The organism is Pseudomonas sp. FR229a (assembly GCF_030209115.1).
Classification (GTDB): domain Bacteria; phylum Pseudomonadota; class Gammaproteobacteria; order Pseudomonadales; family Pseudomonadaceae; genus Aquipseudomonas; species Aquipseudomonas moraviensis_A.
Window position 1 is genome coordinate 1 of sequence record NZ_JARVSP010000022.1, and the last position, 22,973, is coordinate 22,973.

Annotated in this window: 23 protein-coding genes; 10 read left to right on the forward strand and 13 right to left on the reverse strand. The window is 59.8% G+C overall.

Features of this window, described 5'->3' with window-relative positions:
• Positions 1–87: 87 nt before the first annotated feature.
• A complete protein-coding gene (tyrS, locus tag QRN33_RS17945) occupies positions 88–1,287 on the reverse strand; it encodes a tyrosine--tRNA ligase (RefSeq protein WP_042610446.1) in 1,200 nt (399 codons plus the stop codon).
• A 212-nt stretch (positions 1,288–1,499) separates the two neighbouring features.
• Between tyrS and QRN33_RS17950 the strand changes: the two genes are divergently transcribed.
• Both QRN33_RS17950 and QRN33_RS17955 read left to right on the forward strand, forming a co-directional pair.
• Positions 1,500–2,924, forward strand: coding sequence for a peptidoglycan DD-metalloendopeptidase family protein (locus QRN33_RS17950; protein ID WP_285409533.1), 1,425 nt, complete (start codon positions 1,500–1,502; stop codon positions 2,922–2,924).
• Between the two features lie 3 nt (positions 2,925–2,927).
• Positions 2,928–4,019, forward strand: coding sequence for an anhydro-N-acetylmuramic acid kinase (locus QRN33_RS17955; RefSeq protein WP_285409459.1), 1,092 nt, complete (start codon positions 2,928–2,930; stop codon positions 4,017–4,019).
• A 71-nt stretch (positions 4,020–4,090) separates the two neighbouring features.
• Here QRN33_RS17955 and erpA read toward each other — a convergent pair whose 3' ends face one another.
• The gene (gene erpA / locus QRN33_RS17960; protein WP_007918905.1) at positions 4,091–4,441 is read right to left on the reverse strand and encodes an iron-sulfur cluster insertion protein ErpA; all 351 of its coding nucleotides are present in this window, start codon (positions 4,439–4,441) and stop codon (positions 4,091–4,093) included.
• 168 nt (positions 4,442–4,609) lie between these two features.
• On the reverse strand, positions 4,610–5,644 hold the full coding sequence (gene argC / locus QRN33_RS17965) for an N-acetyl-gamma-glutamyl-phosphate reductase (protein ID WP_123417911.1): 1,035 nt from the start codon (positions 5,642–5,644) through the stop codon (positions 4,610–4,612).
• 134 nt (positions 5,645–5,778) lie between these two features.
• Here argC and hemJ point away from each other — a divergent pair, with 134 nt between their 5' ends.
• From hemJ to coq7, 6 genes are all read left to right on the forward strand, one after another.
• A complete protein-coding gene (gene hemJ / locus QRN33_RS17970) occupies positions 5,779–6,207 on the forward strand; it encodes a protoporphyrinogen oxidase HemJ (protein WP_123417910.1) in 429 nt (142 codons plus the stop codon).
• Positions 6,208–6,240: 33 nt separating this feature from the next.
• Positions 6,241–7,209 carry an NAD(P)H-dependent flavin oxidoreductase gene (locus QRN33_RS17975; RefSeq protein ID WP_065616570.1) on the forward strand — a complete coding sequence of 323 codons (969 nt, stop codon included), beginning with the start codon at positions 6,241–6,243 and terminating at the stop codon, positions 7,207–7,209.
• A gap of 78 nt (positions 7,210–7,287) precedes the next feature.
• Positions 7,288–8,235 carry a DUF805 domain-containing protein gene (locus QRN33_RS17980; RefSeq protein WP_281925395.1) on the forward strand — a complete coding sequence of 316 codons (948 nt, stop codon included), beginning with the start codon at positions 7,288–7,290 and terminating at the stop codon, positions 8,233–8,235.
• Positions 8,236–8,296: 61 nt separating this feature from the next.
• A complete protein-coding gene (locus QRN33_RS17985; RefSeq protein ID WP_042610440.1) occupies positions 8,297–9,085 on the forward strand; it encodes an SDR family NAD(P)-dependent oxidoreductase in 789 nt (262 codons plus the stop codon).
• A gap of 56 nt (positions 9,086–9,141) precedes the next feature.
• Positions 9,142–9,480 (forward strand): histidine triad nucleotide-binding protein, encoded by a 339-nt coding sequence (locus QRN33_RS17990; protein WP_016772924.1) that lies wholly within the window; start codon positions 9,142–9,144, stop codon positions 9,478–9,480.
• Between the two features lie 194 nt (positions 9,481–9,674).
• A complete protein-coding gene (coq7, locus tag QRN33_RS17995) occupies positions 9,675–10,322 on the forward strand; it encodes a 2-polyprenyl-3-methyl-6-methoxy-1,4-benzoquinone monooxygenase (protein WP_064365385.1) in 648 nt (215 codons plus the stop codon).
• 118 nt (positions 10,323–10,440) lie between these two features.
• Here coq7 and speD read toward each other — a convergent pair whose 3' ends face one another.
• Both speD and QRN33_RS18005 read right to left on the reverse strand, forming a co-directional pair.
• Positions 10,441–11,235 carry an adenosylmethionine decarboxylase gene (speD, locus tag QRN33_RS18000; protein WP_024014530.1) on the reverse strand — a complete coding sequence of 265 codons (795 nt, stop codon included), beginning with the start codon at positions 11,233–11,235 and terminating at the stop codon, positions 10,441–10,443.
• A 237-nt stretch (positions 11,236–11,472) separates the two neighbouring features.
• Positions 11,473–11,895 carry an OsmC family protein gene (locus tag QRN33_RS18005; protein ID WP_016772921.1) on the reverse strand — a complete coding sequence of 141 codons (423 nt, stop codon included), beginning with the start codon at positions 11,893–11,895 and terminating at the stop codon, positions 11,473–11,475.
• Between the two features lie 235 nt (positions 11,896–12,130).
• On the opposite strand from QRN33_RS18005, the gene crp reads away from it, so the two are divergent.
• Positions 12,131–12,775, forward strand: coding sequence for a cAMP-activated global transcriptional regulator CRP (gene crp / locus QRN33_RS18010; RefSeq protein ID WP_042610435.1), 645 nt, complete (start codon positions 12,131–12,133; stop codon positions 12,773–12,775).
• Positions 12,776–12,784: 9 nt separating this feature from the next.
• Here crp and QRN33_RS18015 read toward each other — a convergent pair whose 3' ends face one another.
• From QRN33_RS18015 to QRN33_RS18030, 4 genes are all read right to left on the reverse strand, one after another.
• On the reverse strand, positions 12,785–13,486 hold the full coding sequence (locus QRN33_RS18015; RefSeq protein ID WP_083353683.1) for a lipoate--protein ligase family protein: 702 nt from the start codon (positions 13,484–13,486) through the stop codon (positions 12,785–12,787).
• A gap of 124 nt (positions 13,487–13,610) precedes the next feature.
• Positions 13,611–14,450 carry an indole-3-glycerol phosphate synthase TrpC gene (gene trpC / locus QRN33_RS18020; protein WP_064365387.1) on the reverse strand — a complete coding sequence of 280 codons (840 nt, stop codon included), beginning with the start codon at positions 14,448–14,450 and terminating at the stop codon, positions 13,611–13,613.
• The gene (gene trpD, locus QRN33_RS18025; RefSeq protein ID WP_064365388.1) at positions 14,447–15,496 is read right to left on the reverse strand and encodes an anthranilate phosphoribosyltransferase; all 1,050 of its coding nucleotides are present in this window, start codon (positions 15,494–15,496) and stop codon (positions 14,447–14,449) included. Before trpD ends, trpC begins: the two co-directional genes overlap by 4 nt.
• 9 nt (positions 15,497–15,505) lie before the next feature.
• On the reverse strand, positions 15,506–16,099 hold the full coding sequence (locus QRN33_RS18030; RefSeq protein ID WP_285409460.1) for an aminodeoxychorismate/anthranilate synthase component II: 594 nt from the start codon (positions 16,097–16,099) through the stop codon (positions 15,506–15,508).
• Between the two features lie 407 nt (positions 16,100–16,506).
• On the opposite strand from QRN33_RS18030, the gene estP reads away from it, so the two are divergent.
• Complete coding sequence (gene estP / locus QRN33_RS18035) at positions 16,507–18,414, forward strand: esterase EstP (protein ID WP_285409461.1); 1,908 nt, start codon at positions 16,507–16,509, stop codon at positions 18,412–18,414.
• 173 nt (positions 18,415–18,587) lie between these two features.
• Here estP and trpE read toward each other — a convergent pair whose 3' ends face one another.
• The 4 genes from trpE to QRN33_RS18055 all read right to left on the reverse strand — a co-directional run bounded on the left by trpE (position 18,588) and on the right by QRN33_RS18055 (position 22,892).
• Positions 18,588–20,069 carry an anthranilate synthase component I gene (trpE, locus tag QRN33_RS18040; RefSeq protein WP_285409462.1) on the reverse strand — a complete coding sequence of 494 codons (1,482 nt, stop codon included), beginning with the start codon at positions 20,067–20,069 and terminating at the stop codon, positions 18,588–18,590.
• Between the two features lie 70 nt (positions 20,070–20,139).
• Positions 20,140–20,958 (reverse strand): phosphoglycolate phosphatase, encoded by an 819-nt coding sequence (locus tag QRN33_RS18045; RefSeq protein WP_041476686.1) that lies wholly within the window; start codon positions 20,956–20,958, stop codon positions 20,140–20,142.
• Positions 20,955–21,629 (reverse strand): ribulose-phosphate 3-epimerase, encoded by a 675-nt coding sequence (rpe, locus tag QRN33_RS18050; protein WP_007918813.1) that lies wholly within the window; start codon positions 21,627–21,629, stop codon positions 20,955–20,957. The genes QRN33_RS18045 and rpe overlap by 4 nt, the downstream gene beginning before the upstream one ends.
• A gap of 114 nt (positions 21,630–21,743) precedes the next feature.
• Positions 21,744–22,892, reverse strand: coding sequence for an iron-containing alcohol dehydrogenase (locus QRN33_RS18055; protein WP_285409463.1), 1,149 nt, complete (start codon positions 22,890–22,892; stop codon positions 21,744–21,746).
• Between the last annotated feature and the right edge of the window lie 81 nt (positions 22,893–22,973).

Genomic DNA, 22,973 nt, shown 5'->3' on the forward strand with positions numbered 1-22,973 from the left:
ATCTCAAGGAGTTTTCCGTTTCGACTGCGCCGGAAGTGGGGCGAATTATAGACCTCTGGAATTCGCCGTCAACCCCTAATTCCAACTTTATTCAGATTTCAGCGTGATACGCGCAAAAGCCTTCTTACCGGCCTGGCAAACGTGAGTCGCGCCCACTACATATATAAAGGAGCGATCAACCACCTCACCATCAACGCGCACTCCGCCAGCCGCCAACAGATCACGCGCTGCTGCCGAGTTCTTCACCAGGCCTGCCTTATTAAGAACGGCAGCGATCGGCATGTCCTCAGCCGAAGCCAGTTCGATCTCAGGCAAATCGTCCGGAAGCTCGCCATCCTTCATGCGATTGCCAGCCCCACGATGAGCATTCGCTGCAGCTTCTTCACCATGGAAACGCGCAACAATCTCTTCAGCCAGCTTGATCTTGATGTCACGCGGGTTCGCACCAGCTTCAACGTCAGCCCTGAATGCATCGATCTCATCCATGGACCGGAAGCTCAGCAATTCAAAGTAACGCCACATCAGCGCATCCGGAATGGAAACCAGCTTGCTGTACATGACGCCCGGCGCTTCCTGGATACCGACGTAGTTGCCCAGCGACTTGGACATCTTCTTCACGCCATCCAGACCTTCCAGCAAAGGCATGGTCAGAATGCACTGAGCCTCCTGACCATACCCACGCTGCAGTTCACGCCCCATCAGCAAATTGAATTTCTGATCGGTACCGCCCAGTTCGACATCCGCGCGCAGTGCGACCGAGTCGTAGCCCTGCACCAGCGGATAGAGGAACTCGTGAATAGCGATTGGCTGATTGGTGGTGTAGCGCTTGTCGAAGTCATCGCGCTCGAGCATGCGGGCGACAGTGTATTGCGACGTCAGACGAATGAAATCCGCCGGACCCATCTTGTCCATCCAGGTGGAGTTGAAGGCAACTTCGGTTTTCGCCGGATCAAGAATTTTGAAAACCTGAGTCTTGTAGGTTTCGGCATTCTCGAGAACCTGTTCGCGCGTCAGCGGCGGGCGCGTTGCGCTCTTGCCACTCGGGTCGCCGATCATCCCGGTGAAGTCACCAATAAGGAAGATCACCTGATGCCCCAGCTCCTGGAACTGACGCAGCTTATTAATAAGCACGGTATGACCCAGATGCAGATCCGGAGCGGTAGGGTCGAAACCAGCCTTGATACGCAGCGGTTGGCCGCGCTTGAGCTTCTCGACCAGCTCGGACTCGACCAACAGTTCTTCCGCACCACGTTTAATCAGCGCTAGCTGCTCTTCAACCGACTTCATAACAGACCCGCAAGGCTCAGATTCAAAGGGAACCAACCATACAAGAACGCGCACCAATTACAAGTTTTGCCCGGCGCACGGACAGCAATCCACAGGCCCGAGGTCTGTGGACTTGCTTCAGAGATGATTTGGTTATATTTTATACAGTTATTTCATCTTCATCATGTCATTCATCTTTTCCAATTCATCTATTTCAAAGTCAAAAATTACCTATGACCACAGAACCGTCTAAAGCGCCCCCGCTTTACCCGAAGACCCACCTGCTCGCCGCAAGTGGAATCGCCGCCCTTCTCAGTCTGGCGTTGCTGGTATTTCCCTCCAGCGATGTTGAAGCCAAAAAGACGACTCTGAGTCTTGAACTGGAAAGTCCTGCTGAACAACTGCCACAAGATCAAGACGCTGCCGATGCAGCTCAAGCCACAAACGAACCCGCAGCTTCCCCGTTCGCACAAATCGAAAACAGCGACGAAAATGCCGCGCAAACAGCTGAAACCGCGCCGGTGCCTGTTGCGGCTGCTGAGAAATCAAAAGAGCCTGGTCACCGCGAGGTCGTGGTTTCCAAAGGCGATACACTGTCTACCCTGTTTGAAAAGGTCGGTCTGCCTGCAGCCTCTGTGCACGAAGTACTGGCAAGCGACAAGCAGGCCAAACAGTTCAGCCAGCTCAAGCGCGGTCAGAAACTCGAATTCGAACTGAGTCCGGAAGGACAGTTGACCAGCTTGCACAGCAAGGTCAGCGACGTTGAAACCATTACCCTGACCAAGAACGATAAGGGCTATTCGTTCAACCGTGTCACCGCCAAGCCAACGGTTCGCACTGCCTACGTTCATGGCGTCATCAACAGCTCGCTTTCGCAGTCCGCTGCGCGCGCCGGCCTCTCTCACAGCCTGACGATGGATATGGCCAGCGTCTTCGGCTATGACGTCGACTTTGCTCAGGACATCCGTCAGGGTGACGAATTCGATGTGATCTACGAGCAGAAAGTCATCAACGGCAAGGCAGTCGGCACCGGCCCGATCCTTTCCGCGCGCTTCACCAACCGTGGCAAGACCTACACCGCCGTTCGCTACACCAACAAACAAGGCAACAGCAGCTATTACACCGCCGATGGCAACAGCATGCGCAAGGCTTTCATCCGGACGCCGGTTGACTTCGCCCGCATCAGCTCGAAGTTCTCCATGGGCCGCAAGCACCCGATTCTCAACAAGATCCGCGCCCACAAAGGTGTTGATTACGCAGCTCCACGGGGCACGCCGATCAAGGCTGCCGGTGACGGCAAAGTATTACTGGCCGGCCGTCGTGGCGGTTACGGCAATACCGTGATCATTCAGCATGGCAACACCTACCGCACGCTGTACGGCCACATGCAGGGTTTCGCCAAAGGCGTGAAAACCGGCGGTACCGTCAAGCAGGGTCAAGTCATTGGCTACATCGGTACCACCGGCCTTTCTACTGGCCCACATTTGCATTACGAATTCCAGGTAAACGGCGTTCACGTCGATCCGCTGGGCCAGAAGCTGCCAATGGCCGATCCGATCGCCAAGTCCGAGCGCGCGCGTTTCCTGGCGCAGAGCCAGCCGCTGATGGCGCGCATGGATCAAGAGAAGGCCACCATGCTGGCTTCGAGCAAGCGCTAAGCGATGGCCCTGTATATCGGTGTGATGTCCGGAACCAGTCTCGACGGGCTGGACATCGCCCTGATCGAACAGACCTCGGCGATCAAACTGATCGCCACCCACTACCTGCCAATGCCTGATTCCCTGCGCGCCGAGCTGCTTGGCTTGTGCGCCAGCGGCCCCGACGAGATCGCCCGTTCGGCGATTGCCCAGCAACACTGGGTCGAGCTCGCAGCCTCAGGTATTCATGCCCTCCTCGCTCAACAACAGCTCCAACCCGATGCCATCCGCGCTATCGGCAGCCACGGTCAGACCATTCGCCATGAACCGGCACGCGGCTTCACCGTGCAGATCGGTAACCCAGCCCTGCTGACAGAGTTGACCGGCATTACCGTCGTCAGTGATTTCCGCAGCCGCGATGTTGCGGCGGGCGGCCAGGGTGCACCTCTGGTGCCAGCGTTTCACGAAGCTTTGTTTGAAGAGCGTACCGGTAACCAGGCAGTCTTGAATGTAGGCGGATTCAGCAATCTCAGCCTGATTGAGCCAAGCAAACCTGTAGCCGGTTTCGACTGCGGCCCGGGAAATGTTCTGATGGACGCCTGGATTCACCGGCAACGCGGCGAAAACTATGACCGGGGCGGGCAGTGGGCTGCGACCGGTACGGTTCAGCCAAGCCTGCTCAAAGCACTGCTCAGCGACCCGTTCTTCGTGACCAAAGGCCCGAAGAGTACCGGCCGTGAAGTGTTCAATCTGCCTTGGCTGGAACAGCATCTTTCAGGCCTGCCGAGCTTTGCGGCCGAAGACGTTCAGGCCACGCTGCTCGAACTGACGGCGCTGACCATCGTCGAGTCGCTGCAAAGTGCTCAATCGAACACGCAGGAACTGCTGGTCTGTGGCGGCGGCGCACATAACGCCACACTGATGAAACGACTGGCGGATCTACTGCCGAACACTAAGGTCGCCAGCACCGCAACTCACGGCGTCGATCCGGATTGGGTGGAAGCCATGGCCTTCGCGTGGCTCGCTCATTGCTGCCTGGAAGGGATTGCCGCCAACCGGCCAAGCGTCACCGGTGCTCGCGGTCTGCGCGTACTCGGCGCTATCTACCCGGCATAATCTCCGCACACAACAAAACGCCGCAGAACCGAAAGGCTCTGCGGCGTTTTGTTGTGTGCGGTGAAGTGCGATCAGATCGAGAACGACGATCCGCAACCACATGTCGTTGTGGCATTCGGGTTCTTGATCACGAAGCGCGAACCTTCCAGACCTTCCTGATAATCCACCTCGGCACCGGCCAGGTACTGGAAGCTCATCGGATCGACCACCAGGCTCACGCCTTCGCGCTCGACGATGGTGTCGTCATCGGCCACGTCTTCATCGAAGGTGAAACCGTATTGAAACCCAGAACAACCGCCACCCGTAACGAATACGCGCAGCTTCAAGCGATCATTCCCCTCTTCATCGACCAGGCTCTTCACCTTGTGCGCAGCACCTTGAGTGAATTGCAAAGCCGTGGGGGTGAAGGATTCGACGCTCATGCTGACTATCTCCCGGCGTTACGCCGCCATAATGCGTGATGACGCGCATTATCCGCTTGTCCTAGAAAATTGGTCAACTATTAGAGGAGCAGCGGCAAGCTTCGAGCGCTGAGCTTCAAGCCTGCCGCTGATCTCTTGTAGCTGGTGGCTTGAAGCCCGTAGCTGCTTTTAAGGAAGCATGCCGGCGTGGGACAGGCCAAAGCGCTCGTCCAGTCCGAACAGGATGTTCATGTTCTGCACCGCCTGGCCCGAGGCGCCCTTGACGAGATTGTCGATCACCGAAAGTACCACCACCAGATCGCCATCCTGCGGACGATGCACAGCAATGCGGCAGACGTTGGCGCCGCGCACGCTGCGGGTTTCCGGGTGGCTACCGGCTGGCATTACATCGACGAACGGTTCGTTGGCGTAGCGCTTTTCGAACAGCGCCTGCAGATCCACCGAGCGATCGACCACGGTCGCATAGAGCGTGGAATGAATACCGCGAATCATCGGCGTCAGGTGCGGTACGAAGGTCAGGCCGACATCCTTGCCCGCCGCGCGACGCAGACCCTGGCAAATTTCCGGCAGGTGGCGATGACCTTTTACCGCATAGGCCTTCATGCTTTCCGACGTCTCGGAGTACAAAGAACCTACAGCCGCGCCACGCCCGGCACCGCTGACGCCGGATTTGCAGTCGGCGATCAGGCGCGAAGCGTCGGCCAGCCCTGCTTCAAGCAATGGCAGGAAGCCCAGTTGCGTAGCGGTTGGGTAGCAACCCGGCACCGCGATCAGGCGCGCTTTCTTGATCTGCTCGCGATTGACTTCCGGCAAACCGTAGACAGCTTCGTCCAGCAGTTCTGGCGCGCCGTGCGGCTGGCCGTACCACTTGGCCCATTCATCAGCGTCTTGCAGACGGAAGTCGGCCGACAGATCAATGACCTTGGTGCCCGCCGCCAGCAGCTCGCCTGCCAAGGCGTGAGCCACACCGTGTGGCGTGGCGAAGAACACCACATCGCAGGCGCCGAGGGTTTTCACGTCCGGCACGCTGAACGCCAGGCCGTCGTAGTGGCCGCGCAGGTTCGGGTACATGTCAGCCACGGCCAGACCGGCCTCGGATCGGGAAGTGATGACGACCACTTCTGCCTGCGGATGCTGTGCCAACAGACGCAGCAGTTCGACACCGGTGTAACCCGTGCCGCCGACGATACCGACCTTGACCATAAACCTGCCCTCAACGAACCCACTGGAAAGCCGTCGATAATAGGGGCCGCGCGCGCCTGCGACAACCGCCAAGGTGACGCGCGGGCGCTCAAGCCTCTACTATCTGGCTACCGTGAATGAGGGAATAACCAAAAATGCTCTATCTATGGCTTAAAGCGTTTCACATCGTCAGCGTCGTCTGCTGGTTTGCCGGGCTGTTCTACTTGCCGCGCCTGTTCGTTTACCACGCACAAAGTGCAGACACGATCAGCCAGGAACGCTTCAGCGTCATGGAGCGCAAGCTGTATCGCGGCATCATGGGCCCGGCGATGATCGCCACGCTGATCTTCGGTGGCTGGCTGATCTACCTCAACCCGTCACTCTTCAGCCAGGGCGGCTGGATCCACGCCAAGCTGACCCTGGTCGTATTGCTGATCGGCTACCACCACATGTGCGGCGCACAGGTAAAACGTTTTGCCCGTGGCGAAAACAGCCGCAGCCATGTCTTTTATCGCTGGTTCAATGAAGTGCCGGTTCTGATATTGCTGGCTATCGTAATTCTGGTCGTGGTCAAGCCGTTCTAACTTCAATCAATACAGATCTTCGGGGTGTTCTCAATGTCGCTGCCCGCTCTGCTCGAACAACGCCTGCGTCTGCCCGTCGTGGCGGCGCCGATGTTTCTGATTTCCAATCCGGAGCTGGTGCTCGCCTGCTGCCGCAATGGCGTGGTCGGCAGCTTTCCGGCGCTGAACCAGCGCGAGAGCAGCGGATTCAAGGCCTGGCTGGAACAGATCGAGGCGGGCCTGGCGACGCTGGATAATCCGGCCCCTTATGCCGTGAACCTGATTGTTCACCACAGCAACCCGCGCCTGCAGGCGGATCTGGACATCTGCGTCGAGCACAAGGTACCGATTGTCATCACCAGCCTAGGCGCGGTGAAGGAACTGGTCGACGCGGTGCACAGCTATGGCGGCCTGGTGTTTCACGACGTGACCACGCGGCGCCATGCCGAGAAAGCCGCTGAAGCCGGGGTCGACGGACTGATTGCCGTCGCAGCCGGTGCCGGTGGGCATGCCGGCACCTGGAGTCCGTTTGCGCTGATTGCCGAAATCCGCGAGTTTTTCGACAAGACGCTGTTGCTTGCAGGATGTTTGAACCACGGCCATGAGATTCTCGCCGCGCAGCTGCTCGGCGCGGATTTGGCCTACTTCGGTACGCGATTTATCGGCACCACCGAAAGTCACGCGCCTGACGCCTACAAAGACATGCTGCTGACAGCCAAGGCTGCCGACATCATTCATACTCCAGCGGTGTCGGGAGTGCCGGCCAGCTTCATGCGCCAGAGTCTGGAAGCGGCCGGTTTCGACATGGCAGCGCTACAAGGCAAGGGTGAGGTGAATTTCGGCGACAAGCTCAAGCCGATCAATGATGAGGCCAAAGCCTGGAAGACCGTGTGGTCGGCGGGCCAGGGTGTTGGTCAGATTGACGATCTGCCAAGCGTGGACCAGTTGATTGCGCGGCTGGACGCGGAATATCGTCAAGCCCAAACGCGCGCTGCACAGCTGCCACAACGCTGGCCGCGCTGAGAGATACCCGGCCAGTCACTATCAGGCTGGCCTCGACTTGATACCTGCAAACCCAATCGCGACAAGGATGCCTCGGCCATGAGCGAACCCCGTTACAAGATCGTCTTCGACGGCGCGCTGCAACCCGGCGTCGACCTCACTACTGCCAAACTGAATCTGGCGGATCTGTTCAAAAGCGATGTGGCCGCCATCGAGCGCCTGTTCAGTGGCCGCGCCGTCGCCCTCAAACGGGATTTATCCCACAGCGATGCCCAGACGTATCTGCAAGCGTTGAGCAAAACCGGGATCGATGCGCGGATCGAAGCGGAAACTGCCATTGAGCTGAGTCTGGCAGATGTCCACGATAACCCTGTAGCGGTGGCCGAACCGGACTCACCTTACGCCCCGCCACGCGCCAACGTCGGAGAAAGCCTGCCAGCGTTCGCCACGCTCAAGCCATTCAGTGTCGAAGGCCGGATCGGTCGCCTGCGCTTTCTGGCCTGGACCATGGTCTTGAGTCTGGTGGCCCTGCCCATCGTCGGCGTGTTCGCCTTGATCGCGTTGGGACTGGTCAGCGGCGACTCGACAACCGGCCTGATTTTCGGCGGGATTCTGGCCGTCTTCCTGTTTATTGGCTTCATGATCGTCAGCATTCTGTTCAGCGTTCAGCGCCTGCACGATATCGGCTGGTCAGGCTGGCTGTGGTTGCTGAATCTGGTGCCGTTCGTGGGCAGCTTCTTCCCACTGGTGATCATGGTCGTCCCCGGCAATACCGGCGCCAACCGCTATGGCCCGCCGCCGCCACCCAACAGCACAGCGGTCAAAGTGCTGTGCTCATTGTGGATCGTGTTCTTCGCGCTGATTTTTGCCGGCGGCCTCCTTGGTGGCTTCTCCGCTGTGCAAGAGGAGTACGAAAGCAATCTGGAAAGCAGTTATGACAGCGGCTCGGTGACCACCGACGAAGTTGAGGTCGTCGAACCGCCAGCGATTTCCGCCGACGAGGCAGCCGAACCGGCGCAGGCCCCTGTAGACTCTGCGCAAGAATGAACAGCGCTCCTCGCCGTGACAACCGCGTCGCCGGCGCGGAGCTGTTGCGATGGAGAACTGCATGACCCGTTACGCTCTGATCACTGGCGCCTCTAGCGGCATCGGCCTGGCCATGGCCGAAGCGCTGGCCCGGCGCGGCCGCAGCCTGATTCTGGTGGCACGACAGCGTGATCAGCTGGAAAGTATCGCCATCGAGCTGACCCAGCGCTTCGATGTCGAAGTGTTGTTTCGTGCCTGCGACCTCGGCGAACCGTTGCGCCTGTCCGGCTTTTTGCTGGAGCTCGAAGAAGGTGACCGGCAGATCGATCTGCTGGTCAACTGCGCCGGTATCGGCACGTGCGGCCCGTTTCTCGCGCAGGACTGGATGACCGAACAGGACCTCATCGAGGTCAACATCCTGGCCCTCACCCGCCTTTGCCATGCGGTCGGCAACAGCATGGCGCTACTGGGTGGCGGGCAGATTCTGAACGTCGCCTCGGTGGCCGCTTACAGCCCCGGCCCATGGATGAGCACTTACTACGCCAGCAAAGCCTACGTGCTGCACTTTTCCGAAGCCCTGCGCGTCGAGCTCAAACAAAGCGGCGTGAAAGTCTCGGTGCTGTGCCCTGGCCCGACACGTACGCCGTTCTTCCGTACCGCACAAATGAGCAGCGAAAAGATCGAAAGCAGCAACTCGCTGATGAGTCCGGAAGAGGTCGCGCTGCATGCCGTGCGTGCACTGGATAAAAATCGCGCAATCATCATTCCGGGACGACGCAACCGCTGGCTGGCGTTCCTGCCGCGGCTGGGTTCGCGCTGGCTTAACCGGACGATTGTCGGCATGGTCAACAAAGCTTACTGCCCCCGCTAGGAAGACGACTTCGAAGCGGTACACTCGATTCAGCCCAACTCAACGGAGAAACAGCAGTGGATACTCTGTTCACCAAGATCATCAACCGGGAAATCCCGGCCAATATCATTTACGAGGACGACCAGGTTCTGGCCTTCCACGACATCGCCCCACAGGCTCCGGTGCACTTTCTGGTAATCCCGAAAAAACCGGTGCGCACGCTCAATGACCTGACCGAAGACGACAAGGCGCTGGCCGGGCACATCCTGTTCACTGCGCAGCGTCTGGCGCTGGAACTGGGTTGCGAAGAGGGCTTCCGCGTGGTGATGAACTGCAATGAACTTGGCGGGCAGACTGTCTATCACATTCATATGCACGTGCTGGGGCAGCGTCAGATGAACTGGCCGCCGGGCTGATTGGCGACAACCGACTGTGGAAGCGAGCCTGCTCGCGAAGGCGTCGATACATTCAACACTTCAGTATCCGATAATCCGCTTTCGCGAGCAGGCTCGCTCCCACAAAGAGCAAAATCAGCAGCCAATGACCCAGCGCAAACCCTCGCCGGCCGATTCGGTTAAACTGGCCGCCGAGATTCTTCCCGGAGGTCAGCATGACTACCCAACGTCACTACTCGCCCATAGACCGTCTTCTGCTGCAAGCCGATGCCGCGATGCGCACGCTGTTGCCCTTCAGTGGCCAGCCGTACCGTCCATCGCCAGCGATTCTGCAGCCGGACACGCAGATGAGCGACGAAGACACCCGCCACGTCGCCGGTCTGATGCGCATCAACCACACCGGTGAAGTCTGCGCCCAGGCGCTGTACCAGGGCCAAGCGCTGACCGCCAAGTTGCCGCAAGTACGCCAAGCCATGGAGCACGCGGCTGAAGAAGAGATCGATCATCTGGTCTGGTGCGAGCAGCGCATTCACCAACTGGGTAGCCACACCAGCGTGCTGAATCCACTGTTTTACGGCATGTCGTTCGGCATCGGCGCGGTCGCTGGACTGATCAGCGACAAGGTCAGTCTTGGTTTCGTAGCGGCGACCGAGCATCAGGTGTGCAAGCACCTGAATGAGCATCTGGAGCAATTGCCGGCCGAGGACGAGAAGTCCCGGGCGATTCTCGAGCAGATGCGCATCGATGAAGAACATCACGCGGAAAGTGCTTTGGATGCGGGCGGGTTTCGTTTTCCGGCGCCGGTGAAGTTCGGGATGAGTCTGTTGGCGAAAGTGATGACCAAGAGTACCTATCGGATTTGAGATCTGGGTCGATGCTGATGGCCTCATCGCGAGCAGACTCACTCTTACAGGGCTCCGTATTGCAGCAATAAAAAAGGCGACTGCCGTGAGGGAGTCGCCTTTTTTGTGTCGGGGAATCTTAGGTCGGCATGTTGCGCGCGTAGAAGATTTCCAGCATTTCGTGCTTCACACGGTCGGTCACCTGGGCACGTTGCTCGGGCGAAAGATTGCTGGTGGCGTCGCCGAACAGGTAGTTGTCCAGTTCGAAGTTCTTCAACAGCATCTTGGTGTGGAACAGGTTTTCCTGGTACACGTTCACGTCGGTCATCTGGTACGCGTCGCGGGTGTCTTCGGAGAGGTAGTTCTGGATCGAGTTGATTTCGTGGTCGATGAAGTGCTTGTTGCCCTCAACGTCACGGGTGAAGCCGCGCACACGATAATCCACGGTCACGATGTCCGAATCGAACTGGTGAATGAGGAAGTTGAGCGCTTTGAGCGGTGAAATGACACCACAGGTCGACACGTCGATATCCACACGGAAGGTCGCAATACCATCGTCCGGATGGATTTCCGGGTAGGTGTGCACCGTGATGTGGCTCTTGTCGAGGTGGGCCAGAATGATTTCGGGCAACGGGCCCGGCGATTCTTCGATCTGGCTGTCAGTCGGGGTTACCGGCTCTTCCGAAATCAGAATCGTGACGCTGGCGCCCTGGGGTTCATAGTCCTGACTGGCGATGTTCAGGATGTTGGCACCAATGATCTCGACAACTTCTGTGAGAATCTGCGTCAGGCGTTTCGCGTTGTACTCTTGATTGATGTACTCGACGTAAGCCTGCTGGTCTTGCGGGGTTTCCGCATAGCAGATGTCATAGATGTTGAAGCTCAAGGTCTTTGTCAGGTTATTGAACCCGTGGAGCTTGAGTTTGCTTTTCACCGTTAAAAACTCTCTATGTATGCGGCGCGGCCGCGTGATCAAGCATGCCCGTCAAGTGCGAACAACGCACCTGCGTAGGACGGTTAACACCTCTTCGCGATGGCGATTTTGGTTATCTGTTCAGGCGGATGACCTGTCGGCTGACCGATCACTGCCCTGAAAAAAGTGGCGCATTATGCAGACGTCAGCGGGGGATCGCCAGAGTCTGCACTGCTTTTATGATAGTTGAATGTCGGTTCAACCGAGTTCAACGATTTCATAGTCGTGGGTAATCGCCACGCCAGCCGCGCCGAGCATGATCGACGCGGAGCAATACTTCTCGGCCGACAGCTCGATGGCGCGCTTGACCTGGGCTTCTTTCAGGCCCCGGCCCTTGACTACGAAGTGCATGTGAATCTTGGTAAAGACCTTGGGATCTTCAGTCGCGCGCTCGGCGTCGAGGAAGGCTTCGCAGCTTTCGACGGCCTGTCGCGACTTCTTCAGGATGCTGACCACGTCGAAGTTGCTGCACCCGCCGACACCCAGCAAGAGCATCTCCATCGGGCGAACCCCGAGGTTACGACCACCGGCGTCCGGCGGGCCGTCCATCACCACAACATGACCGCTGCCCGATTCGCCGAGAAACATGGCTTCGCCAGCCCATTGGATGCGTGCCTTCATCGCCCAGACTCCACTGTAAAAAAAGGGTCGCCAGCTTAGCACAGGGCTTTGTCCCGGCAGGAACGACGTCCTAGGACGGATGCTGTCTGGCTGTAGGTAATTTCTCGAATTTTCGACGAAGTGTCTGGTAAGCTGGCGCCAATTCGCTGGCGCCCATTCGTCAGCCCTGTAGCGACCGCCTTCAGCGCCTCATAAAAACTCAAACATCACCGTGCAGTCTTTTCGGGATACAACCATGGTTGCTATTACCCCCACACCCAAAATCAAGAACATCGACAAGCTGCTGATGCATTGCCAGCGCCGGCGTCATGCGGCAAAGAGCAACATCATCTGCGCCGGCGATCGCTCGGACACGCTGTACTTCATCATCAAGGGCTCGGTCACCATCCTCATCGAAGACGACGATGGTCGCGAGATGATCATCGCCTACCTGAACGCCGGGGATTTCTTCGGCGAACTGGGCCTGTTCGAACAAGCCGGCCACGAACAGGAACGCAGCGCCTGGGTGCGGGCCAAGGTCGAATGCGAAACCGCGGAAATCAGTTACGCCAAGTTCCGCGAACTGTCGCAGCAGGACCCAGACATTCTTTACGCACTCAGCGGACAAATCGCACAACGCCTGCGCAATACCACGCGCAAAGTCGGCGACCTGGCGTTTTTCGACGTCACCGGTCGAGTCGCTCGGTGCCTGCTGGAACTGTGCAAACAGCCGGACGCCATGACGCACCCGGATGGCATGCAGATCAAAGTCACCCGCCAGGAAATCGGTCGGATCGTCGGTTGTTCGCGAGAGATGGTCGGCCGCGTGCTCAAGGATCTTGAAGAACGCAACCTGGTCGACGTGAAGGGCAAGACCATGGTGGTCTTCGGGACACGCTGAGCCTGCAAATCAGGCGCTGTAGATCTGCGCCAGCATCAAACGAAACAGCTCATCGAGACGCGCCAGCGCTTGTGGCGCGTTGAATTTCTCATGCAAGGCGATGTGGCTTTGCGCCCTCACCCGTTGCTCCAGCCCGCAGGCTTCATTGAAGCGATTGACCGCGGCGACCATCGACTCGCGCTCGTCATCCATCAGCATCGCCCCGTGCACCAGACCCACCGGACGTTGTCCGCCCTGGCTCTGACGCCAGCGCTGGGCGGTGCCGACCATCTTGCGGCCGTCGAGATTGACGTTGAAGCGGCCATCGCAGAATGCACCGTCGATTTCCCCCACCGACGATGTGCCACCCAACTCATCCAGCAACTGACAGATCGGATCGCACAGGCGACGATAGCCGGTTTCGATGCGGTTCAAGTCGCCTTCGCTGCGAGGCGGGGCATAGACCAGAGCAATGTTGATGGTTGCAGCAGATTGCGGCACCGGCTCGCCGCCGGTTTCTCGCAGCAGCACCGGCCAGCCGGCGGCAGCGGAGACTTCGCAGGCGTGGGCAAATTGCGGGAGACGGTTGAGGCGGCGCGGCATGACCAGCGCGCGGTCGGTGGGTTGCCAGAACAGCAGACCGAATTCGGCGTCGCCGGCGCAGACCGAGGCCAACAAGTCCTGTTCGGCTTGCAGGCCGGATTCGATGGTCAGGGGGGTTGGCAGCGACATGGGGGGCTCCGGCAGATTGAATCTCTTTAGCGGAATTTAGCGCCTCTTCGCGAGCAGGCTCGCTCCCACACTGGAATGCATTTCCCTATGGGAGCGAGCCTGCTCGCGAATGGGGGCGACTCGGTCAGTCGAGGGTCGAACCGCTGACGACTGGACCGCCCCGCTCCGGGAAGAACAAGCGCTGCAATTCAACGCCCGGGTTTTCCGCGCGCATGAACGCTTCGCCGACCAGGAACGAATACACATCGCTGATTTCCATCAGCTCGACGTCGGCCCGATTGAGGATACCGCTCTCGGTAATCACCAGGCGATCGCGCGGGATGCGTGGCAGCAGGTCGAGAGTGGTTTCCAGGCTAACGTCAAAGGTGTGCAGGTTGCGGTTGTTGACGCCAACAAGCGGCGTGTCGAGGGTCTTCAGCGCGCGCTCCAGTTCGTCACCGTCGTGCACTTCCACCAAGACGTCGAGACCGACGCCTTTGGCCACGGCGGCCAGTTCGGCCATTTTCACGTCGTCGAGCGCGGAGACGATCAGGAGCACGCAATCGGCGCCAAGCGCGCGGGCTTCAACGATCTGGTACGGATCGATCATGAAGTCCTTGCGGATCACCGGCAGCTTGCACGCAGCGCGTGCCTGTTGCAGATACGCATCGGCGCCCTGGAAGTAATCGATGTCGGTCAGCACCGACAGGCAAGTCGCCCCGCCCTTTTCGTAGCTCTTGGCGATGTCGGCCGGCACGAAGTCTTCGCGGATCACGCCTTTGCTCGGCGAGGCCTTTTTGATTTCAGCAATCACTGCCGGCTGTTTCTTCTTCGCTTGCGCCAGCAATGCCTGGGCAAAACCACGGGGTGCATCGGCCGCCTTGGCCAGACCTTCCAGCTCGCTCAGGCTGACCCGAGCGCTGCGCTCGGCGACTTCCTCAACCTTGCGCGCCAGAATGTTTTCCAGAACCGTCGGTACACTCATCCTTCATTCTCCACTTTGAATACCGCGGTAAAGGCACCCAGCTCCTCGAGTTTTTCCCGAGCGAGGCCGGTGTGCAGCGCGTCGTGCGCCAGCTCCACACCTTGTTTCAGACTGCTTGCCAGGTCGGCGGCATACAGCGCCGCACCGGCATTGAGCACAATCATCTCGGCCGCTTTCTGGCCGTTTTCGGTTTTGCGCTTGCCGAGGGCATCGCGGATCAGCGCCAGCGATGCTTCCGGGCCCTCGACCGAGAGGCCGTGCAGACTCTGGCTCTTCATGCCGAGGTCTTCCGGTTCGACCCAATACTCAGTGATTTCGTTGTTTTTCAGTTCGGCGACAAAGGTCGGCGCGGCGAGGCTGAATTCATCCAGACCGTCCTTCGAATGGACCACCAGCACGTGTTTGCTGCCCAGTCGCTGCAAGACTTCGGCCAATGGCCGGCACAGCGCCTGAGTAAACACGCCTACCACTTGATGTTTCACACCGGCCGGATTCGTAAGCGGGCCGAGCATGTTGAACAGCGTGCGCAGGCCGAGTTCGCGGCGCGGGCCGGCGGCGTACTTCATCGCTTTGTGGTGAGTCTGGGCAAACATGAAACCGATACCGACGTTGTCGATGCAGCGCGCGACCTGTACCGGGGTGAGGTTCAGGTAAATGCCGGCAGCCTCCAGCAGATCGGCGCTGCCGCTCTTGCCGGAGACTGCGCGGTTGCCATGCTTGGCCACGGTGCAACCGGCCGCTGCAACAACAAAGGAAGACGCGGTCGAGACGTTGAAGATGTTCGCACCGTCACCGCCGGTGCCGACCACATCGACCACGCCGTCGAGGGTTTTCAGCTCGACCTGATCGGCCAGCTCACGCATCACCGACACGGCGCCGACGATCTCGTCGATGCTCTCGCTCTTCATGCGCATGGCCATCATGAACGCGCCGATCTGCGCTTCGGTGCACTGGCCGGTCATGATTTCGCGCATCACATCGCGCATTTCATCGGTACTGAGGTCGAGGTGATCGACGATACGGCTCAGGGCTGTCTTGATATTCATGGGAAGTCCTTAGCGCGTGCCGCCGGTTTGTTTGAGGAAATTGGCAAACAGTTCATGACCCTGCTCGGTGAGGATCGACTCGGGGTGGAACTGTACGCCCTCGATGTTCAGGGTCTTGTGACGCAGGCCCATGATTTCGTCGACCGAGCCGTCGGCGTGTTGGGTCCACGCGGTCAGCTCCAGGCAATCGGGCAGGCTCTCGTGCTTGACGATCAGCGAGTGATAGCGGGTAACGGTGAGCGGATGATTGAGGCCGGCAAACACGCCCTTGTCCTCGTGGAATACCGGGCTAGTCTTACCGTGCATGACCTGGCGGGCACGCACCACATCACCGCCGAAGGCCTGGCCGATGGACTGGTGGCCCAGGCACACGCCGAGGATCGGCAGTTTGCCGGCGAAGTGCTTGATCGCGTCAATGGAAACGCCCGCCTCGGTGGGCGTGCACGGCCCGGGGGAAACCACGATGCGCTCGGGATTTAGCGCCTCGATTTCGGCAATGGTCAGTTCGTCGTTGCGCACCACTTTGACTTCGGCACCCAGCTCGCCGAGGTATTGCACAACGTTGTAGGTAAAGGAGTCGTAGTTGTCGATCATCAGCAACATGGCGTTTCGAACCTCTTGAATTCTGACTTGATGACAGCCTTCAGATGACTTGCCCGCAGGGCGCTACACGATGTCGGACGCGCAGAGAGCGCCAGCACAGCGGCATTTCAAACAGACAAGGAAGGCAAAGCGATACAGATCCGGCGGGGCCGGCAGAGAAGATTCAGGCGCGCCAACGCCAGCGGGCGTGTGCCTTGATGACTTGATCCAGAAGTTTGCTGGTGATCAACACGGGGAAGGTCTCGTTCATACGTTCCGGCACAGTAACTTAGCTGGGCGGAGCGTGCAATATGGCGGGGCCTGCGGGTTATGAAACGGCAGAAGGATTCGCGACCGATGGCAAAACGCCGAACGTTTTTGGTACTGTCGTTTCGTTCACCTACAACAATAAATAAACGGACTTGCTCATGATCAGACAAACGTTGTTTGTACCGCTGGCCGGCTGCTTGCTCGCACTCGCCTGCGCCCAGGCCAACGCAGCACCCAACCCTTATTCGAGCTTCATCGTATTCGGCGACAGCCTCAACGACGCCGGCACCTTCGCCGACACGGGCGGCCCGGCGGGCTCCACCGAGCGCTACACCAACCGCACCGGGCCGGTATATCGGGATGGCAGCGGCGAAGTTTATTCATTGAATTCCACACAGTTGCTTGGCGGTCGCCTGGGCTTTTCCGCCGACCAGACTGCCTCGTCCAGCTCCGCGGTGCGCGCGGCAAACGGCCAGCCCGACGGCAACAACTGGGCGGTCGGCGGCTATCGCACTGACCAGATTCTCGACTCGATCACCACCCAATCGGCCACCGGCGAACGCACCCGCGCCGGTTACCTGCCGTCGAACGGTTTTCGCGCCGACCCGAATGCGCTGTATTACATTTCCGGTGGCGGCAACGACTTCCTCCAGGGCCGCATTCTCAGCCTGCCCCAAGCCAACGCCGCTGCCGATCGGCTGGCCGACAGCGTGCAGACTCTGCAGAGCGCCGGCGCCAAATACGTGATGGTCTGGCTGCTGCCCGACGTGGGCCTGACACCTGCCATCAATGGCACGCCGCTGCAAGCGTTCAGCAGCACCCTCGCCAACCAGTTCAACAGCCAGTTGGTGACGCGCCTGCAAGGCATCAACGCCGAAGTCATTCCGCTGAACATTCCGGTGCTGCTCTCGGAAGTCTTCGCCGACCCGGGGCGCTTCGGTCTGGCCACTGACCAGAACCTCACCGCGACCTGCTTCAGTGGCAGTGGCTGCGCGGAAAACGCCCGCTACGGGATCAACAGTGCCACGCCGGATCCGACCAAGCTGATCTACAACGATGGCGTGCACCCGACCGAATCCGGGCAGAAACTCATCGCCGATTACGCCTACTCTCTACTGGCAGCGCCGTGGGAACTGAGCCTGTTGCCGGAAATGGCCCACGGCACTGTGCGTGCGCATCAGGATGAATTGCGTAACCAATGGCAGGCGGATTGGGAAAACTGGCAAGCGGTCGGCCAATGGCGCGCTATCGTCTCGGCGGGCGGACAGCATCTGGATGTCGACAGCCAGAGCAGCGGCGCCAGTGCCGATGGCAGCGGTTACAACCTCAACGTCGGCGGCAGCTATCGCCTGAACGAAGCCTGGCGCGTGGGCGTGGCGGCCGGTTTGTACCGGCAGAATCTCGAGGCCGGCCACAACGACTCCGACTACAAACTCAACAGCTACATGGCCACCGCGTTCGCCCAGTTCCAGCAGAATCGCTGGTGGGCCGACGCCGCGCTGACCGGCGGCAAACTCGACTACGACAATCTCAAGCGCAAGTTCGACCTCGGCGCCAGCGAGGGTGCGGAGAAAGGCGATACCGACGGCAGCCTGTGGGCGTTCAGCACGCGCCTCGGTTATGACATTGCCCAACCCGGCAGCCAATGGCACCTGTCGCCATTTGTCAGCGCCGATTACGCCAGTGTCGATGTCGACGGTTACTCGGAAAAGAGCAATCGCGCCACGGCGTTGACCTTCGATGACCAGAGCCGCGATTCGAAACGTCTGGGCCTGGGCATTCAGGGCAAGTACAACTTCACCGCGCAAACGCAGGTGTACGGCGAATACGCGCATGAGCGTGAATACGAAGATGACGTGCAGAAGGTCAACATCGCCCTCAATACCCTGCCGGCCAATGACTTCACCCTTGAAGGCTATACACCGGCGAGCCATCTGAACCGCTTGAGCCTTGGCGTCAGTCACAAGCTGACGGCGGACCTGGCGCTGCGTGGGGGGTATACCTTCCGCAAGGATGATGACTTCAAACAGCAGGGACTGAATGTCGGGGTTGTGCTGGATTTCTGAGTCGTAGATGCAAAAAAAGCGGCGCCTGTCGGGGCGCCGCTTTTTTTATGCCTCAATACAAAACCCAATGTGGGAGCGAGCCTGCTCGCGAAAGCGCCGGGTCAGTCAACATCAACGGTGACTGACACACCTCTTCGCGAGCAGGCTCGCTCCCACATGGGAAATTGCGTGGCTCAAATTTCCGGGGTCTGCTCGGCCAGGGCCACGGCGCGGAACATCGCGCGGCGTTTGTTCAGGGTTTCTTCCCATTCCAGCGCCGGCACCGAGTCGGCGACGATGCCGCCACCGGCCTGCACATGCAGCTCGCCGTTCTTGATCACAGCGGTACGAATGGCAATGGCGGTGTCCATGTTGCCGTTCCAGGCAAAGTAACCGACCGCGCCGCCATATACCCCACGCTTGACCGGCTCGAGTTCGTCGATGATTTCCATCGCGCGAATTTTCGGCGCGCCGGACAAAGTCCCCGCCGGCAGAATCGCCCGCAGTGCGTCCATGGCCGTCAGGCCCGACTTCAACTGGCCGGTGACGTTGGAGACGATGTGCATGACGTTGGAATAACGCTCGATGACCATTTTCTCGGTGAGCTTCACCGAACCGATTTCCGAGACGCGCCCGGTGTCGTTGCGGCCCAGATCGATCAGCATCAAGTGCTCGGCGATCTCCTTGTCATCCGAGAGCAGATCCTGCTCCAGCGCCACATCGGCTTCTTCAGTCGCACCGCGTGGACGCGTGCCGGCAATCGGGCGCACGGTGATCAGGTTGTCTTCAACGCGCACCAGCACTTCCGGCGAACTGCCGACGACATGGAAATCGCCGAAGTTGAAGAAGTACATATACGGAGTCGGATTGAAGCAGCGCAGGGCGCGGTACAGATCGATCGGCGCAGCCTTGAAGTCGATCGACATACGCTGCGACGGCACGACCTGCATGCAGTCGCCGGCAAGGATGTATTCCTTGATGGTGTCGACGGCTTTTTCGTAATCGTCCTGAGTGAAGCTCGAACGGAACACCGGATCGGCCGATTGCTGTTTGCTGAAATCCAGGCCACGACGCGGGGTGATCGGCTGACGCAGTTGCTCGAGCAACTCCTGCAAACGCGCCTGGCCTTGCTCGAAGGCATCGGCCTGGGCAGGGTCGGCAAGGACAATCGCGTGCATCTTGCCGGCCAGGTTGTCGAACACCACGACGGCGTCGGACACCATCAGCAGAATGTCCGGCACGCCCAACGGATCCGGGTTCGGACACTTGCCCAGACGCTTCTCGACATAGCGCACGCAGTCGTAACCGAAGTAACCGACCAGGCCACCGTTGAAACGCGGCAGACCGGCGATGGTCGGCACGTTGTAGCGCGCCTTGAAGGCTTCGACGAAGGCCAGCGGATCTTCAACATCGTGGCTTTCAGTCTCGACGCCATCAACAGTGATGCTGACGTGATGGTCGTGCACCCGCAGCACGGTGCGGCACGGCAGGCCGATGATCGAGTAACGGCCCCACTTCTCGCCGCCCTGCACCGATTCGAGCAGGTAGGAGTTGGGCTGGTCAGCCAGTTTCAGGTAGATCGACAGCGGCGTGTCGAAGTCGGCCAGGGTTTCGCAGGCCAGCGGGATGCGGTTATAGCCGTCAGCGGCCAGACGCAGGAATTCTTCGCGATTCATAAGGTGCCTCGTGGTGTGAGGTGCAATCAGTCAGTCAGGCAAACGCGCCGGCAGGGCCGGCCAGAATCAGTCAGGCGCGCCAACGCCAGCGGGCCAGGGCCTTGATGACTTTCATCCAGAGTTTGCGGGTGACCACCACGATGGCGTTTCCAGAAGGGGGTTGAACAGCGTCGGGCAACGTTATCCCACCGGCCAGATCCAGGCAACCGGGAATTAGCTTGCGCAAATCGTCGATCACCAGAGCCGGGGATTCCTCGGCAATCGGCCGGCCATGGTTGTAGCCGTAACTGAGCGCCACACATTTGACCCCCGCCGCTTTCGCCGCCTGCACATCGCTGCGCGAGTCGCCGACGAACAACGATTGCGAGGCCGGAATGTTGGCCATTTTCATCACGAAAAACAGCGCCGCCGGGTCAGGTTTCTTCTGCGGCAGGGTATCGCCGCCGATGATCCACTTGAAGTAGCGGCCGATCTTCATCTGATCGAGCAGCGGCGCGACGAACCGCTCGGGCTTGTTGGTGATCAACGCCATGGCCACGCCTTGCTTGTGCAGCCACTTGAGCGTGTCGCGCACACCGGGATAGACCACGGTCAGCTCATGGCTGGCGCCGTACGCCTCCATGAAAATTTCCAATGCGCGCTCGGCTTCGGCGTCATCCACCGCCGAATGATCAATGCCACCCGCCAAGGCCCGACGCACCAGCACCGGCGCGCCGTTGCCGACCCATTCGCGTACCGCCTCGATACCCGCCGGCGGACGGCCGAGGGAGAGCAGCATGGTGTCCACCGCCGCTGCCAGGTCGGGAACCGAATCGATCAGCGTGCCATCCAGATCGAACATCACCAACCGTGGCAATTGCCCCGGGAACAGCTGCTCAAAACCGCTCATGGGCGCGCCAGTGCCAGTTCGGAACGCATCTTGTCGATGACTTCCTGATAGTTCGGCGCATTGAAAATCGCCGAGCCGGCGACAAAGGTGTCAGCGCCGGCGGCGGCGATTTCGCGGATGTTGTTGACGTTGACGCCGCCGTCGATTTCCAGACGGATATCGCGCCCCGAAGCGTCGATGATCGCCCGCGCTTCACGCAGTTTGTCGAGGGTGCCGGGAATGAACTTCTGCCCGCCGAAGCCCGGGTTGACGCTCATCAGCAGGACCATGTCGACCTTGTCGATCACGTACTTGAGCACGTCCAGCGGGGTCGCCGGGTTGAACACCAGGCCGGATTTGCAACCGCCTTCACGGATCAGTTGCAACGAGCGATCAACGTGCAGCGTGGCTTCCGGGTGGAAGGTGATGTAGGTCGCGCCGGCTTCGATGAAGTCGCCAACGATGCGGTCCACCGGGCTGACCATCAGGTGCGCGTCGATCGGCGCGGTGACGCCGTACTTGCGCAGTGCTGCGCAAACCATCGGGCCGATCGTCAGGTTCGGCACGTAGTGGTTGTCCATGACGTCGAAATGGACGAAGTCGGCGCCGGCGGCGAGAACGTTGTCCACTTCCTCGCCGAGGCGGGCGAAGTCGGCGGAGAGGATCGACGGAGCAATTACGAAGGGCTGCATGACGCACCTGTGCTGAGCTAAATCACGATGGCGCGCATTGTATACCTCAAGTTTCCACGCGCGCACCGGGACCGCGATGATTGGGTTGCGCCATGAGCCCCAAGCGACCGCAACTCAGTAGGCCGCGCGATAGATCTTCTCGATGTCGCCGGCGCTGAGTTGGCGCGGGTTGTTGCGCATCAGTCGCTCAATGCCGGCGGCCTCTACGGCCATGGCCGGGATCGCTTCTTCCGGCACGCCGAAACTGCGCAACCCGGCTGGAATTTCCACCGCCGCGCACAAATCGCTCATGGCCTGCACGGCTTTGTCCGCTGCTTCGCTGGCACTCAGATGAGCGGTCTTCACGCCCATGGCTTCGGCAATATCTTGCATGCGTTCGACACAGGCCATTTTGTTCCAGGTCATCACATAGGGCAGCAACAAGGCGTTGCTGACGCCGTGAGCAATATTGAAACGCCCGCCCAGCGGATACGCCAGCGCATGCACCGCGCCGACCCCGGCATTGCCGAACGCCATGCCGGCCATCAGGCTGGCGGTGGCCATGTCTTCGCGCGCTTGCAGGTTGGCGCCGTTGGCGTAGGCCTTGGGCAAGGCGCCGGCGATCAGTTTGATCGCGCCAATGGCGAGGGAGTCGGTGATCGGCGAGGCGTTCACCGACAGATAGGATTCGATGGCGTGCACCATTGCATCGACGCCGCTGGCGGCGGTGACACTGCGCGGACAGGTCAGGGTCATTTGCGGACTGACCAGCGCCACATCCGGCAACAGATAGTCGCTGACGATGCCTTTCTTCAACTGCGCGACCTTGTCGGAAAGGATCGCCACGTTGGTGACTTCGGAACCGGTGCCAGCGGTGGTCGGGATGGCGATCAGCGGCGGGCCCTTGCGCGGCACCTGATCAACGCCGAACAGGTCTTCCAGCGCGCCGTGATAACCGGCGTAGGCGGCGACGCTCTTGGCGATGTCGATGGCGCTGCCTCCGCCGAGGCCGATCAAACCGTCATGCCCGCCCTCACGGTAGGCGCGCATGCAGTCTTCGACGATGGCGATTTCCGGGTCGGGCAGCACCCGGTCGAAAATCTCGTAGTCGCGCCCGCCGAGTTGTGCCAGCGCCAGCTCGACGGTGCCGGATTTGACCAGCGCCGCGTCAGTGACGATCAGTGGGTTGTCGACATCAAGGCGCGTGAGCTCCGCCGCCAGTTGCTCGATGGCTGCGGCGCCGGTGATCAGTTTGTGAGCGATTTTGAACTGGGACAGACTCATGGTGCGCAGCCTCTTATAGATGTGGGAGCTGGGCACAAGATTAGCTGGGGATTTGGGGTTGTCTGCTATTCAGGTGGTGAA